This window comes from Buttiauxella sp. WJP83 (genome assembly GCF_027594725.1).
Classification (GTDB): domain Bacteria; phylum Pseudomonadota; class Gammaproteobacteria; order Enterobacterales; family Enterobacteriaceae; genus Buttiauxella; species Buttiauxella selenatireducens.
Window position 1 is genome coordinate 3,036,251 of the sequence record NZ_CP110080.1, and the last position, 14,988, is coordinate 3,051,238.

A 14,988-nucleotide genomic window follows, 5' to 3' on the forward strand; every position below is an offset into this window, starting at 1 on the left:
TGGATCCTCGTCAGACAATGTCAGTCACGTTCAGCCAGCGGCCTTCACGGTGAGAAAGAGCGATAGCGTCCAGCACGCGCGACACCTTCCAGCCCTCTTCGAAGTCCGGCCACAGTGGCGCATCGGCAGCGATGCCATCCACCAGGTCGCGCACTTCCACCGTTTTCTGATCGTTAAAGCCAATGCCATGCCCTGCCCCGAGGCAAAACGCGGCGTATTCAGGATGCGCTGGCCCCACCAGCAGCGTGCGAAAACCCTGACGATTCACCGGGTCGTCGTGCAGATACAGCTTGAGTTCAGCCATTCGCTCCTGGGTAAAACTGATGGTCCCTTTGGTGCCGGTTATCACATACGACAGCCCCATTTTGCGCCCGCAGGCGACTCGGGAGGTTTCAATCACCCCTTGCGCACCGCCCGTAAAACGCACCATCGCGTGCGCCTGGTCTTCATTCTCTACCGGGACCATGCGCAAGGTACCGGCGTGCGCCGGGCGTTCAGGGACGACGATTTTTAAATCGCCGCACACCTGCTCAATCTCGCCGACCAGGTAGTGCGCCATATTGACGATATGCGCGGCTAAATCCCCCAGAGCCCCCAGCCCGGCCGTTTCCTTGAAGCAGTGCCAGTGAATGGGGGAAAGAGGGTCGGCCATGTAATCTTCGTTGTGCGTGCCGTAAAAATGGATGACCTCACCGATTTCACCTCGGGCGATAATCTCTTTGGCTAACGTGGCCGTCGGGTTTTTCATATAGTTAAACCCCACCAGCGTTTTTACACCGGCGTGTTTTGCGGCTTCCACCATTTCACGCGCGTCATGGGCATTAAGAGCCAGCGGTTTTTCCGAATAGACATGTTTGCCATGAGCGATGGCCGCCAGCGCCATCTCTTTGTGCAGATGGTTCGGCGAGCAGATATCCACGACATCAATGTTCGGATCGGCCACCAGTTCGCGCCAGTCACCGGTTGAACGGTTAAAACCAAAGGCCTGCGCCCGCTGCTCTGCAAGTTCTGGCGTCACTTCCGCCACCATTTCGCGCACCAGTTTCCCGCGCAGGTTGAATACGGTTGGTGCCTGGGCATAAGCAATGGCATGTGCTCTGCCGATGTACCCGGTACCGATGAGTCCAATGCGTACGTCTTTCATGTTCAGTTCCCTCACAATGCACCACGACGGCTCTTGGCATAGGTGTCAAAAGCAACAGCCAGCACGATAATCAGCCCCGTTATAATTTGTTGGTAGTACGCCGACACGTTCATCAGCACCAGGCCGTTAATCAGAACGCCCATGATGATGGAGCCGATAACGGTACCGGCAATGCGGCCATAGCCACCCATTAGCGATGTCCCGCCAATCACCACTGACGCGATCACACGCAGCTCAAACGAGATCCCGGCGACCGCTTCAGCACTCCCCAGACGGGCGCTGAGGATAAAGCCCGCAAGCCCAGCGAGGCAGCCAATCAGGACATAAACACTGACCAGCACACGCTTGACGTTCACTCCGGCAAGACGTGCCGCTTCCGGGTTGCCGCCAATGGCGTAGACAAAACGTCCCCAGCGCGTTTTGTGCAGCGCCAGATACCCGCCAATGGCCACCAGGGCGAAGATCCAGATAGGAATCGAGATCCCCAATAGTTCCCCGCGCCCCCACCAACGGTAACCGGCGTCGAAACCGGCTATCGGTGCGCCGTCGTTCACCACTAATGTCAGGCCGCGCCAGATGGTCATCCCACCGAGGGTGACGATAAACGGTGGCAGACGCAGGCGGGTCACACCAAGACCGTGCAGAAAACCAATCACCGTCCCCATGCCAAGGCAAATACCCAGACCAATCAGCCAGCTCATTCCGCCCCAGGCGTCAGGGTCAACGGTGGTGAAGTTATCCCCTTTAATGACATAAGCCGCCGTCATGGCGCACACCGCCAGAATGGAGCCGACGGAGAGGTCTATCCCGGCGGTCAGAATGACGAAGGTCATTCCCACCGCGATGATCCCGTAGATGGATACCTCGGTCAGAATATTGAAAATATTGCGTTCAGACAGGAAGTTGCTGTTCTGCAACTGGAAGAAAATCAGCAGCAGGAACAAGAAAATCAGTACCCCAAAGCGCTCGAAAAAAGCGATCAGGTCGAGACGTCCGGCGCGTTTCACCGGTGTCTGGGTTTTGGAATCTATCTGCGTCATGGAAACTCCGTTATGCCGCGTTCAGGGCGTTGTGGTTGATGGCCATCATCATCATGAGACGTTCTTCGGTAGCGTCATCCCCGTGAATTTCGCCAGTCACCCGGCCTTCGCTTAGGGTGATAATTCGGTCAGACACGGCCATGACTTCCGGCAGGTCGGATGAAATCACGATCACCGCCACGCCCTGTTTCGCCATATCAAAGAGCACCTGATGCACTTCTGATTTGGTGCCGACATCAATACCGCGGGTCGGCTCATCAACGATAAGCACACGCGGGTTGAGCGCCATGCAGCGCGCGAGGATCACTTTTTGCTGATTGCCACCCGAGAGCTTGCGCACTTCCTGGTCGCTATTGACCATTTTTATCTGCAACGCCTTGCGGTAAGACTCGATCAGGTCATTCTCTTTGCGGGGATTAACAAAGTAGCGCCAGTGCAATAGCGAGGAGAGACAGGAGAGCGAGAGGTTGTCGCGAATGGACAGCCCGAGAACCGCGCCTTCTTTTTTGCGATCTTCGGGGACCAGCGCGATGCCCATGTCCAGCGCGTGCATCGGATCGCGCGGTTGGTACGCCACGCCATCAAGTTCAAACGCACCGGAGGTGAAGCCGTCTGCACCAAACAGGCAACGAGCGACTTCGGTACGTCCGGCACCCACCAGCCCGGCGATACCCAGCACCTCACCCGTATGAACGTGGAAGCTGATATCGTGAAGCGCGATACCATGCGGATCCATCGGGGGTTTTACGCGGCTCAGGCCTTTCACCGCAAGGCGTACCGGTTTGTCCTGATGATGTGTTTCACTCGCCGGACGGCGGTTAAATGCCACATCACGCCCGACCATCAGGCGAATCAGTTGTTCGACGGTCGTCTCCTCCACCAACCCTGTGCCCGTGAAGCGACCGTCCTGGAATACGGTGAATTTATCGCAAAGCTGGAACACTTCATGCAGACGGTGGGTCACATAAATAATGCTGACCCCACGGCCTTTGAGTTCACGCACCACCCGGTGAAGGCTTTCCACTTCGCTATCGCTAAGGGCTGCGGACGGTTCATCCATAATGATGAGTTTTGCATTGAGCGTCAGTGCGCGGGCGATTTCTACCATCTGCTGCTGCGCCACACTCAGCCGGGCCACCGCAGTGGTCGGTGCAACGTTCAGCTGCAGGTAATCCAGAATCACCTGCGCTTCCCGGTTAACGGCATTTTCATCGACGATCAGATTGCGTTTACGTGGCTCACGCCCGAGAAACATGTTCTCGGCAATGGTCATATTGGGCAGCAGGTTAAATTCCTGATAAATATTAATAATGCCCTTGTTTTGCCGGTCTATTGGCGAGTCTTCCACCGACAGTGTTTCGCCGTTGAACCAGATTTCACCGCTTGTTTGCGGCTGCGCGCCAGCCAGGGCTTTGAGCAACGTGGATTTCCCCGCGCCGTTTTCCCCCAGCAGTGCATGAATTTCGCCCACGCCTACATCAAGCTGTGCGCTACTCAGCGCCCAGACGCCAGAAAAGCTTTTCGCCAGATTGCTTACGTTGAGTAAAGGTTGCGGCATTGACCTGCTCCTTCTTCAAGATGGGCCGCCACAACGGGCGGCCCAGGACAAATCAGTTACCGACCTCATTAATGCGCTCGGCCTGCTGTAGATTTTCTTTGGTGATAAGCGTTGGCTGGTAGTCAGCACCGGTGATCGCTTTCTTCTCACGCACGCTGGCAACCAACTGGCTCATCGCCGTCTGTACAGCAAAACCCGGGCGTTGATCCGCAGTCGCCGCCATCCAGCCGTCACGTACACGGGCCAGCGCTTCCGGCACCGCGTCAAAACCCGTCACCAGGACTTCACCCGGTTTCAGCCCCTGCCCCTGTAATGCTTCGATAGCCCCTAACGCCATATCGTCGTTAGCCGAGAGGATCACCTGCGGACGCTTTTGCAGCGACGGTAGAACGCTCTCAACGATGCGCATCCCTTCAGAACGCATCCAGTTGCCTGTCTGATCGGCGACGATCTTATATTTCTCGCCACCGGCCTTCAGGCTGTCGCGGATACCTTTAGTACGTTCAATGTTGGAAGAGGAGCCTGGTTGCCCGGTCAGCAAAATAATGTCCGCGCCATTGGGGAATTTGGTTTTCACAAAGTCACCAATCGCCTGGCCGCCTTTGTAGTTGTTAGCACCGAAGTGCGGCACTTTCTTCTGGCTGTCGACGGAACGATCGAGGGTAACGACCGGCAGCTTCGCATCCTGAATTTCATCTACCGCGCTGGAGATGGCATTGACATCATTTGGCGAGACGATAAACCCCTGAGCGCCACGGGTGATGGCATTTTCCAGGTCGGCAACTTGCTTGGGTGAACTACCCTGCCCGTCCAGCACCTGCAAATTCACTCCCATCTCTTTCGCGGCTTTCACCGCTGTGCGCTGCATGTGCACTTCAAACGGCATCGCCAGGTTCGGCGTACTGAAAACAATCTGCTCGTTCTCGGCAATGGCCGCCCCAGATGTCACGGCGATGAGGGCAGCTAAGATCAGTTTTTTCATTTTTATGTCTCTCTGTGTAGGGGAAGCTATCAAACTTATTAGAGGGAGACTTCTCGCTTGCTGTGCAGCGACTCCAGCGCTTTATCTGCCAGGTAGAGCGCCCGTTCACCATCATCACCACTGCATTGAGGAACGGCATCACCGCGCATAACGGCAACAAAGTGTTCCCATTCCGCGGCGTAGGCAGATTTGTAACGTTGCAGGAAGAAATGCTCAGGCAGAGCGCTGGTGCAGCCCTGCTGACCGTAGTGCTGAACCTGGTTTTCCAGAATATTGCCCGCACACAGCAGCCCTTCAGAACCGTGCAGCTCAAGGCGCTGGTCGTATCCGTAGGCAGAGCGGCGGCTGTTGACGATTGTCGCCATTGCGCCAGATGCATATTTGAGGACGATAAATGCAGTATCGATGTCGCCCGCTTCACCAATCGCCGGGTCCACCAGATTGCTGCCCTGGGCGTACACCGAGACCGGTTCTTCACCCATGATAAAGCGCGCCATGTCGAAGTCGTGGATGGTCATATCGCGGAACATACCGCCGGACACGCGGACGTATTCAGCCGGTGGAGGTGACGGGTCACGGGAGATAATCATCAGCGATTCAGGTTTACCGATACGCCCGGCCAGGACTTCATTTTTCATCTTGCGGAACTGCGGGTCGAAGCGGCGGTTAAAACCGATAAACAACGGTACGTCATACTCTTTAACCACTTTCAGGCAATCACGTACGCGCGCCAAATCCAGGTGGACCGGCTTTTCGCAGAAGATAGCCTTGCCATGGCGGGCAGCAAGTTCAATCAAATCAGCGTGAGTATCAGTCGCCGAGGCGATCAGCACAGCGTGCACGTTGGGATCGGTCATCGCTTCGTCGATGGTCTGCAAACGGGCCTGATATTGCGTCGCAAGACGCGCAGCGAATTCCTGGTTTGGGTCAACGACGGACCACAGCGTCGTCTCGCTGTGGGTGGCGATGTTAGCGGCATGTACCTGGCCAATTCGGCCTGCGCCCAGTAAAGCAATGTTAAACATAACGGCTCCCGGTGTTGGTGGATGCGGTGAACTTGCTACCCTTCAAATAAAACATTTATTTCGTTTTTATAAATAGCGGAATATTATTTTTGAGTTGAAGTTAACACTTTTGAGACAAATGAGGTTATTTTTGTTATCAACATCACAACATTAAAGAAGCATTTTGGCGGTAAAAGCGTTCAGGGATGGGGAAGAAACTTACCCCATCCCTTGTGGGAGTGAGGTAAGTTGAAAGGACAGGAGAGAATGAAATGAATATTTCGTTATGCAGACAGACTTAGTACTGACGAGCGTTCTTCACCTGCGCTCGTGTGTGTTCCGCCGCTTCACAGACAGCGGAAGATGCCGCTATTTGTGCATCACCGGTGCGCCACCAGGCGTCGTAATCATGCGTCATGGTCTTAGGTAACACTTTAATATCGAGTAGCGTTGGTCCTGGATGCGCGCGTGCTGCGGTGAGTGCGGCCAACAGGCTTTGTTCATCATTCACCCGCCACGCACGACAGCCATAACTCTCGGCATTTTGCGCGAAATCGACCTTCACCAGTGGGCCGTCAAGCTGCCCGGTACGCGAGTTTCGATGACGGTTTTCGGTGCCGAAACTGCCCATGCCGTGCCCCATCTGCAGGTTATTGATGCAGCCGAATCCGGCGTTATCAAACAGCAAGATGGTGATTTTTATCCCCTCCTGCACCGCGGTTTGCAACTCGGAATGAAGCATCATGTACGAGCCATCCCCCACCATGGCGTAGACCGGTTGCTCTGGCATCGCAAGCTTTGCCCCGAGAGCGGCGGCAATCTCGTAGCCCATGCAGGAATATCCATATTCCAGATGATAGCTATCGGGGGTTTTGACCTGCCAGATGCGTTGTAAATCCCCCGGCAGCGATCCCGCCGCGCCCACCACAATAGCGTTATCTTCGACATGTTGATTGATAAGCCCCAGCACCCGCGTCTGAGTCAAATGGGTGTTGAGCGTCTCGCTGTACTCGGTCAGTTTTTCATCAAAATGACCGGCTATTTCCGGCGAGCCATCGGGCTGCCACTCGCGCGCCCACAGGCGGTGACACTCGTCTCGCCAGACAGATTTGGCTTCAGCCACTTCATTACCCCACTCACTACGGTAGTGAGCAAGCGACGCGGTCAGCATCGTTAATCCGACACGGGCATCGGCCACCAGCGCGGTGGCGTCGAGTTTTAAGGCATCAAATTCGGCGACGTTCAGTAATAAAAACTCGACATCCGGGTGTGAAAACAGCGCTTTCGAACCGGTGGTAAAATCGGTCAGACGTGTGCCGATGCCGATCACCAGATCAGCCTGCGGTGCCAGCTGATTTGCCGCTAATCCCCCCGTGACGCCGATGCCTCCCATGTTCAGCGGATGATCGCTTGCCAGCGCACCTTTCCCGGCCTGAGTTTCAGCAAAAGGCAGTTGCAGCGTTTCAACAAACTCACTGAACGCCTCATGAGCACCCGAGTAGCGCACCCCGCCGCCACACACCACCAGCGGCTTGCGCTTGCGGGCAATCAATTCCCGCGCCATCTCCAGGCGTCGGGCGTCCGGTGGACGACGTTCGATGAGGTGTACCCGGCGGGCAAAGAAGCTTTCCGGGTAATCCCAGGCTTCGCCTTGCACGTCCTGCGGCAAGCAAATCGTCACGGCACCGGTATTCGCCGGGTCGGTGAGCGTGCGCATCGCACTTAGCATCGCGCTCATCAACTGTTCCGGGCGGTTGATCCTGTCCCAGTAGCGGGAAACCGGACGGAAGCAGTCATTGGTGCTGATGCTGAGATCGTGATACTGCTCGATTTGCTGTAATACCGGGTCCGGCTGGCGGCTGGCGTAGATGTCGCCTGGCAGCAGCAACAGAGGGATGCGGTTCGCCGTGGCGGTGGCCGCAGCCGTCACCATGTTGGCCGCACCTGGTCCCACGGATGAGGTCACGGCGTAAATTCGCAGGCGGCGGTGCTGCTTGGCGAATCCCGTCGCCATGTGCGCCATTCCTTGTTCGTTACAGCCCTGCATTACCTTTAAATGGCCGGCATCTTGTTCCAGCGCCTGGCCGATGCCGAGCACGTTTCCGTGGCCAAAGATGGTCACCACGCCCTCCACGAAGGGTGTTTCCTGTCCGTCGACACAGACATATTGTTGATTAAGGAATTTGACCAGCGCCTGTGCCATGGTCATGCGTTCGGTTTTCATAACTACTCCTGTCAGCCTAGCGTTGGCATGGAGAATGCGGCACCTGTATCTTGTTGCATTTCGGGCCAGCGGGCGGTCACTGTTTTCATCCGGGTGTAGAAACGTACGCCGTCGCTGCCGTGAACGTTGAGCGGACCGAAAATGGAACGCTTCCAGCCACCAAAACTATGGAACGCCATCGGCACCGGGATCGGTACGTTGATGCCGACCATACCGGCCTGAATCTCTTCGCTAAAGCGACGCGCGCAGCCTCCATCCCGGGTGAAGATAGCGGTGCCATTACCATATTCATGACGGTTAATCAGTTCCACTGCACTGTGGTAATCTGCAACGCGCACCACAGAAAGCACCGGCCCAAAAATCTCTTCTTTATAGATGGTCATCTCAGGGGTGACGTTATCGAACAGTGTCGGACCAACGAAGTAGCCCTGTTCGTGATTTTTAACCTGATAACCCCGACCGTCGACGCGCAGTTTCGCGCCCTGAGCCTCGCCGCTATCGATGTAACTAAGCACTTTGCTGCGATGCGCGGCAGAAATAAGCGGCCCCATCTCATTTTCCGGTACCTGGTCAAGACCCGGCCCTACGCGTAAACGGGCAATTTGTTCTTCCAGCCGCGCACAAAGGTCATCGGCCGTTTCATCACCCACCGCCAGCACGACGGAGAGCGCCATGCAACGTTCGCCAGCTGCACCGTACGCCGCACCCATAATGGCGTTTGTCGCCATGTCCATATCCGCATCCGGCATCAGAATGCAGTGGTTTTTAGCTCCACCCAGTGCCTGGCAGCGTTTGCCGTGCGCCGAGGCGGTCTGATAGATGTATTCGGCGATCGGTGTCGAGCCGACAAAGCTGACCGCCTGTACCCGTGGGTCGGTCAACAGAACATCTACTGCCTCTTTGTCACCCTGCACCACGTTGAAAACACCGTCTGGCAAACCAGACTCTTTCAGCAGTTTTGCCAGCTCCAGCGCAAGCGAAGGGTCCTTTTCCGACGGTTTGAGCACGAAGGTATTACCGGTTGCCAGCGCTATCGGGAACATCCACATTGGCACCATCGCCGGGAAGTTAAACGGGGTGATCCCAACACAAACCCCCAGCGGCTGCATTAGCGAGTGGCTGTCAACACCGGTTCCCACATTGGCTGAGTGCTCCCCTTTTTGCAGATGCGGGATCCCGCAGGCAAATTCCACAACTTCAAGGCCGCGCGTCACTTCCCCCACGGCATCAGAGTACACTTTGCCGTGTTCTTCGCTGATAACCCGGGCCAGTGCATCCATGTTTTGCTCAAGCAAGGCTTTAAAACGGAACATCACTCGTGAACGTTTTAGAGGCGACTGGCGAGCCCAGCCAGGGAATGCCTGTTCAGCGGCGGTGATCGCTTGCTGCGTTTCCTGCACGGTGCTCATCACCACCTGACGAATTTGCTCGCCCGTGGCGGGGTTGAAAATGCCCTGAACGCGCTGACCTGAACCGGTGGTACATTTGCCGTGAATAAAATTCGCTACCGTCTCCATCCTGAACCTCTCGCTGTTGATGTGTGTTTGTGACCAGAACACTGTATACGAAATAAACGTTCCATTTTTATAAAAAATAAAACATAAATTAATTATTGTGATCAATAGTTGGTTTTTATGTTACAGCTATGAATCAGGGACGCAGAGGCCGCTACCTTCAATTTCAGGTGAACCGTTACTGAAGTTGTTGTTTCATTTAGACGTGTTTTGAATCGTCGACATTTAAAAAGTGCGGTCTAATGTTTAGAATGAAGGAATAACACCATGGGGGTAAAATGACGACAGCATCCAGCCTGAATGAGCTACAGCAACAAATTCGCGACCGCTACGATAACCTGAGCAAAAGGTTGCAGCAGGTTTCCCATTATGTGCTGGACAATACCAACAGCGTGGCCTTCGATACGGTTGCCGTCATCGCCGAACGCGCAGGGGTTCCTCCGTCGACGCTAATCCGCTTTGCCAACGCCTTCGACTTCACCGGTTTTAACGAGATGAAACAGTTGTTCCGTATGAATCTGGTTGAGGAGACCGCAAGTTACAGCGACCGCGCGCGAATGTTTCGTGAAATGGAAAACGAAGCCATACCGGAAACACCCCTGGATATTCTGCAGGAGTTCGCCCGCTCCAACGCCCAGGCGTTGCAGCAACTTGCTGCCCGCACCGAACCGGAGATGCTTCAACGTGCGGTCGATTTGTTGGCGCAGGCCGACACCATTTACATCGTTGGGTTACGTCGTTCGTTTAGCGTCGCCACCTACTTAACCTACTCGTTAAGCCACCTCGAGTGTCGACCGATTTTGCTTGATGGTATGGGCGGCATGCTGTCTGAGCAAATTAACCGCATCAAGGCACAGGATATTGTGGTTTCAATCAGCTTCTCACCCTATGCAGAAGAGACGTTAAAGGTGAGTGAAACTGCCGCCAACGCAGGCGCACGGCAGATTGTCATTACTGACAGCCAGATTAGCCCGCTCGCGACCTTCAGTGATTTGTGCTTTGTGGTGAAGGAAGCGCAGGTGGATGCCTTCCGTTCTCAGTCCGCTACGCTGTGCCTGGTGCAGTCACTGGTCGTCGCACTGGCGTATCAGTTGGGGAATGTGAATAATCCGCCGTCATAAATGATGAGGGCGCTTTACGCGCCCCTCTTTGTATCAGTCAAATTCTTTAGCGGCATCAGACCATAAACTCACCCGCTGATTTCGTCCCTGGTAAAATTCAATTTCTCTTTTGATTCCCGCACTCTTATCCCAGCCTTCAAGGTCCAGAATAATAAGCTCTTCCATGGCATCAAGAAAAACAGCATCAACAGGAGCCCACATTTTACCCACGTTTGCTTTTTCCGTTTTTTCCAGCGCCAGGTTTATTGGATGTGACATCGTTACCTGGCTAAAGACGGTATTACCTGACTCTACAATTTTGGCGGCTACTTTATTACATGCCAGGAATCGATGGTGGATAACATTTTCGTCGGTATGGCTGTAGGGGCAAGCAAGAAATATTTTACGCATAATGACCTCATCGTGTTTATTCAGCAATCGGTGCAAATACCACAGACCAATCCAAAATATTCTCATCCGTCCAGGGATAGATATTTTTTGGCAACCGTTCGAAAGGTAAAGACTTCAGATCAGAACTGGCCGACCCTGGCGTATTTGCTTCACAAATAACACCCGCTAGTTTTTCGTACGCAACCCGGAACGAGGTTGATGCTTTGACCACCACCAGGTCATATAACGTCGGTTCAATACCGTGGGCGCGATAAAGTTGCGGATCGCCATTACCAGCCATCCACTCACAAACTACGATATCCAGATTACCTACGCTTAGGACTGCCGTGAGCCCGATCCGCTGCGTCATGCCCCTTCCGGCAGGCCCTTCTTGTCTGAAGACGCCATCATGGAGTGATTTTACATAGGCCTGCACCGTGACGGCCTGCGAGCGCTTGTCGCGAGAGGCCCCTAAGGTAAACTCAGCGCGAGCCCCCACACCTAATTGATGTGCTTTCTGCGCCGCCTTTTCATCATTTACCACCGTTGCGGCACGAAACTCGCAGCCTGACGCAAGAATTTCTGCCGCGACCGCCATATTGTCTCCGGCAGCCCCTGCATTACAGGAATCAGCGGAGTCCACTAATATTACAGGCTTCGTTACATGTGGATCATTGGCACGTTTAATCACCTCAGCAATGGGCATGAGTTGCAAACTAAATTCGTGACGTTTGGCATACAGTAATTCTGCCAATTGTTGTGCATATTTTGCTGCGTCTTCTTGTGAGTACGCCGCAACAACGACTGACGAATTAGGTGTGGATATATCCAGCCACGGCTGCATTTGATAGACCGAGAAATCAATAATTTTTCGCTGCTGCTTAAGGTTATTTCCAAAATCAATAATCTCTTTAAACGCACCTTTAAGCGTATTATAAGCCGCGGCAGGAACAATCATCGGCACAGGCACCCAAGCCGTTACCGGTTTAACCGCGCTGGTAATACACTCAAGCCCTAACTTTGCCACGCGATAACCCGTTTCAAAGTAGTCCACATGCGGGTAAGTAAGATATGCCAGCACAACATTAGTATTACGGACTAATGTTTCTGAAATATAAGCATGCAGATCCGTCGCGACGGCAATTACAGCAGAATGGCCGACCAGTTCACGCACTCGCCGGGTTATTTCACCTTCTGGATCATCATATTCCGTGGTGACCAGCGCGCCATGATAAGAAATGAAAACTCCGTCAAGTGGGAGGTTTGCGGTTATTTGTGGTATCAGTTTCGACATATAATGATCCATCACCGATTGCTCGGCAACCCCACCACTTTGACAGGCCATCACTGTCCCGCAGATAACTTCTGGTTTATGCTCCGACTCATCAAGAGCGTGTAAGAATCCGCCTATCGCGCAGGGATATCCGTCAAATTGTGCACGGACATCGGCACCTTCATACTCGCCAGTTTGCATCCAGAATTCTAAAGTAGAGTTTGTAGGGTTAAATGAATTACTTTCCTGGCGGAATTCAGTAATAAGAATTTTCATTAATATTCACCATTAAGTTCATTATATATTTCTTTCAGAGCCGGATGGATTTTCATATAAACACGGTAGTTTCTGTCATAGATTTCACGATGCGCTGGATTCGGAGTAAACACTTTTCCGATATTGACCTCGCGGCCCATGGCATCATCGTTATTAAGCCAGCCTAATCCTCGTGCAGCACAGTAATACGCGCCAAGCGTTCCGCTATATCGCGGGGATTCAGGAACCTGAACACTGATATTCAAAATATCCGCCAGCATCTGCATCCACATATCGCTTACTGCGCCCCCACCCACAACGCGAATATGGCTCAATTGCGTGTTGCTATGCTCTTGTAAGGTGGAAATATTCCGACGATGCGTAAAGCACACACTCTCCATCATGGCCCTGACCATATGGCGGCGGTCATGATTTGTCGTGAGATTAAAGAACGATCCTTTCGCATTTTTAGATAAAGGCGCCAGTTCCCCGCTCAGCCAATGGGTGGCAATAACGCCGTCGCTTCCCGGTGAAATCTGGCTGACTTCATTGCCAATGAAGCGATAGATGTCTGGACCCAAAGCCGTGCGTTCAGTGCGATAAACCTGATCTATCACCCAGTCTAGTGCCAGGCATCCCGTCTGCAGAGCGTATACCGCACCTTCTTTATCCTGGTTAATAGAGAAATAGAGTGGCGCCTCTAATTCTGAACGGTTTTTTATAATGCTCACCAGCCAGGAAGAGGTGCCAAAATAAAGATGTGCATCGCCCCGTTGCGCTTTGCCAGCACCCCAGGTAATGGCGACTAAATCTCCAAACCCTCCAATAACCGGCGTACCCACAGCCATACCGAGTTGCTGCGCTGCCGTTTCGGTCAGATTCCCGACTATGTCGGTTGCGTCTTTGGCTGTGGGAAATTTTTCTGTATCCGTTAATAGATCTGCGGCTTTCAATATAGTCTGATAATAATCATTTAATTCTGGATTGGCTGAGCGAATAAAATCATCCGAGGGTTCGGTATAGACCTCACCCGTCGCCCTAAATTTAAAATAGGTATTAAGACCGATAATATGACGAGCCCGATGCCATAATTCAGGTTCTTGCTCTTTCATCCACATCAAACGCGGCCAATATTCTTGCCCGCTACCAACAAACTTACCGACGGATTGATTCAAACGTTCTGCTTGCTCGGCCGCGCGTGCGTCCATCCAAATAATGCTATCTCGTAATACTTTGCCTTGGTCATCAAGCGCAATAATATTTTTCCATGGCGCAACAAATACCACCGCGCTAATTTCATTCGTACTGACTGCGCTTTGGCTAATAACATCCTGACTTGTTGCACAAATATGGTTCCAGATTTCTTCAGGATCTTGTTCGGCCCAACCTGGTTTTGGATGAGAAACGGTATAACTTGTCCCACCTCCAGCCACCACCTTTCCCGATTGATCAATCAATGCGGCTTTCAGGGAAGATGTCCCTATATCAAACGTCATGATGTGCATGGGCATAAGACCTCCGGTATAAGGTGGGTTATATATTGTTTTGATAATTCTTTTTATTATTACTATTAATAATGACTAAATTGAGGGTGTACGGTACCGCAACTTATTTGCAGGCACAGCCACCACCCTCTCAGTTCAGGATTTTCCGTTAATCGCGTTGGTCGTCAAAACTTCAACACCCGCTTCTTTAAGCGCCGCCAGTAAGTCATCATCCGGCACGGCATCCGTGATGAGCCGATCAACCTGATTGAGTGAACAAACAGAAAACAGTGCTGAGCGCCCCAGTTTACTGTTATCCGCCAGAACGGTGACTTTTTTTGCCATGGAAATCATAGCCTTGGCAATTTCCGTTTCTTCCAGGTCATAGTCCATTACACCATTGGTATCAAGCGCCCCAATCGTCATAACGACATGAGCGGCCTGGAACTGCTTAATTTGAGCGACGGCTATCGGGCCAATATTCTCAGCCGCATCATCACGATATTGCCCGCCAATCAAGAACACACGATGATTGCCACCACTGGATGCAAGTATCTGGGTAATGGAGACAGAATTAGTAAAAATCGTGAGCTCTTTTGCGCTGACTGCCAGTTCTCGGGCAAAGGCTAATGTCGTGGTTCCGGTATCAATAAATAGAGAGTCACCTGTCTGAAATAACGTTGCAGCCAGCTGAGAAATAGCTTTCTTTTCATGTGATTGCTCACTCAGTCGGGTACTGAATTTACCTTCATGAAAGTTATCCAGTACCGTTGCCCCACCATGAAATTTGCGCAGCTGCCCATTGATGGCCAGATCGGTTAAATCACGGCGGATAGTCTCCCTTGATGCACTGAAATTTTCCGACAAAAAGTCAACCGTCACTTTTCGTTTCTCATTGACCAGTGTGAGGATCTCTGCACGTCGTTGCTCAGGTCGCATGACCACTTACCTCCCAAAAACATGTCGCGATATTATTAGCAAGCGTAACAAATAACCCAAGCTACCCCAGCTTCATTTGAA

At 52.8% G+C, this 14,988-nt stretch carries 12 protein-coding genes; 1 reads left to right on the forward strand and 11 read right to left on the reverse strand.

Annotated elements, in window-relative coordinates; translation table 11 throughout:
* Window positions 1-10 precede the first annotated feature (10 nt).
* The 7 genes from OH773_RS14175 to OH773_RS14205 form a co-directional block, all read right to left on the reverse strand.
* Window positions 11-1,144, reverse strand: coding sequence for a Gfo/Idh/MocA family protein (locus OH773_RS14175; RefSeq protein ID WP_270139448.1), 1,134 nt, complete (start codon window positions 1,142-1,144; stop codon window positions 11-13).
* Window positions 1,145-1,155: 11 nt separating this feature from the next.
* Window positions 1,156-2,184 carry an ABC transporter permease gene (locus OH773_RS14180; protein ID WP_270139449.1) on the reverse strand — a complete coding sequence of 343 codons (1,029 nt, stop codon included), beginning with the start codon at window positions 2,182-2,184 and terminating at the stop codon, window positions 1,156-1,158.
* Window positions 2,185-2,194: 10 nt separating this feature from the next.
* Window positions 2,195-3,742: a sugar ABC transporter ATP-binding protein gene (locus OH773_RS14185; RefSeq protein ID WP_270139450.1), complete on the reverse strand. Its 1,548-nt coding sequence runs from the start codon at window positions 3,740-3,742 to the stop codon at window positions 2,195-2,197.
* 52 nt (window positions 3,743-3,794) lie between these two features.
* Window positions 3,795-4,724 carry a substrate-binding domain-containing protein gene (locus OH773_RS14190; RefSeq protein WP_270139451.1) on the reverse strand — a complete coding sequence of 310 codons (930 nt, stop codon included), beginning with the start codon at window positions 4,722-4,724 and terminating at the stop codon, window positions 3,795-3,797.
* A 38-nt stretch (window positions 4,725-4,762) separates the two neighbouring features.
* Window positions 4,763-5,749, reverse strand: coding sequence for an inositol 2-dehydrogenase (gene iolG, locus OH773_RS14195; RefSeq protein WP_270139452.1), 987 nt, complete (start codon window positions 5,747-5,749; stop codon window positions 4,763-4,765).
* A gap of 277 nt (window positions 5,750-6,026) precedes the next feature.
* A complete protein-coding gene (gene iolD, locus OH773_RS14200) occupies window positions 6,027-7,952 on the reverse strand; it encodes a 3D-(3,5/4)-trihydroxycyclohexane-1,2-dione acylhydrolase (decyclizing) (protein ID WP_270139453.1) in 1,926 nt (641 codons plus the stop codon).
* An 11-nt stretch (window positions 7,953-7,963) separates the two neighbouring features.
* Window positions 7,964-9,469, reverse strand: coding sequence for a CoA-acylating methylmalonate-semialdehyde dehydrogenase (locus OH773_RS14205; protein ID WP_270139454.1), 1,506 nt, complete (start codon window positions 9,467-9,469; stop codon window positions 7,964-7,966).
* A 275-nt stretch (window positions 9,470-9,744) separates the two neighbouring features.
* Between OH773_RS14205 and OH773_RS14210 the strand changes: the two genes are divergently transcribed.
* Window positions 9,745-10,587 (forward strand): MurR/RpiR family transcriptional regulator, encoded by an 843-nt coding sequence (locus OH773_RS14210; RefSeq protein WP_270139455.1) that lies wholly within the window; start codon window positions 9,745-9,747, stop codon window positions 10,585-10,587.
* Window positions 10,588-10,620: 33 nt separating this feature from the next.
* Here OH773_RS14210 and OH773_RS14215 read toward each other — a convergent pair whose 3' ends face one another.
* The 4 genes from OH773_RS14215 to OH773_RS14230 form a co-directional block, all read right to left on the reverse strand.
* The gene (locus OH773_RS14215) at window positions 10,621-10,977 is read right to left on the reverse strand and encodes a DUF1937 family protein (RefSeq protein WP_270139456.1); all 357 of its coding nucleotides are present in this window, start codon (window positions 10,975-10,977) and stop codon (window positions 10,621-10,623) included.
* Window positions 10,978-10,993: 16 nt separating this feature from the next.
* Window positions 10,994-12,505 carry a M81 family metallopeptidase gene (locus tag OH773_RS14220; RefSeq protein WP_270139457.1) on the reverse strand — a complete coding sequence of 504 codons (1,512 nt, stop codon included), beginning with the start codon at window positions 12,503-12,505 and terminating at the stop codon, window positions 10,994-10,996.
* Complete coding sequence (locus tag OH773_RS14225; RefSeq protein ID WP_270139458.1) at window positions 12,505-13,941, reverse strand: xylulokinase; 1,437 nt, start codon at window positions 13,939-13,941, stop codon at window positions 12,505-12,507. The genes OH773_RS14220 and OH773_RS14225 overlap by 1 nt, the downstream gene beginning before the upstream one ends.
* 183 nt (window positions 13,942-14,124) lie before the next feature.
* Complete coding sequence (locus tag OH773_RS14230) at window positions 14,125-14,907, reverse strand: DeoR/GlpR family DNA-binding transcription regulator (RefSeq protein WP_270139459.1); 783 nt, start codon at window positions 14,905-14,907, stop codon at window positions 14,125-14,127.
* Window positions 14,908-14,988 lie beyond the last annotated feature (81 nt).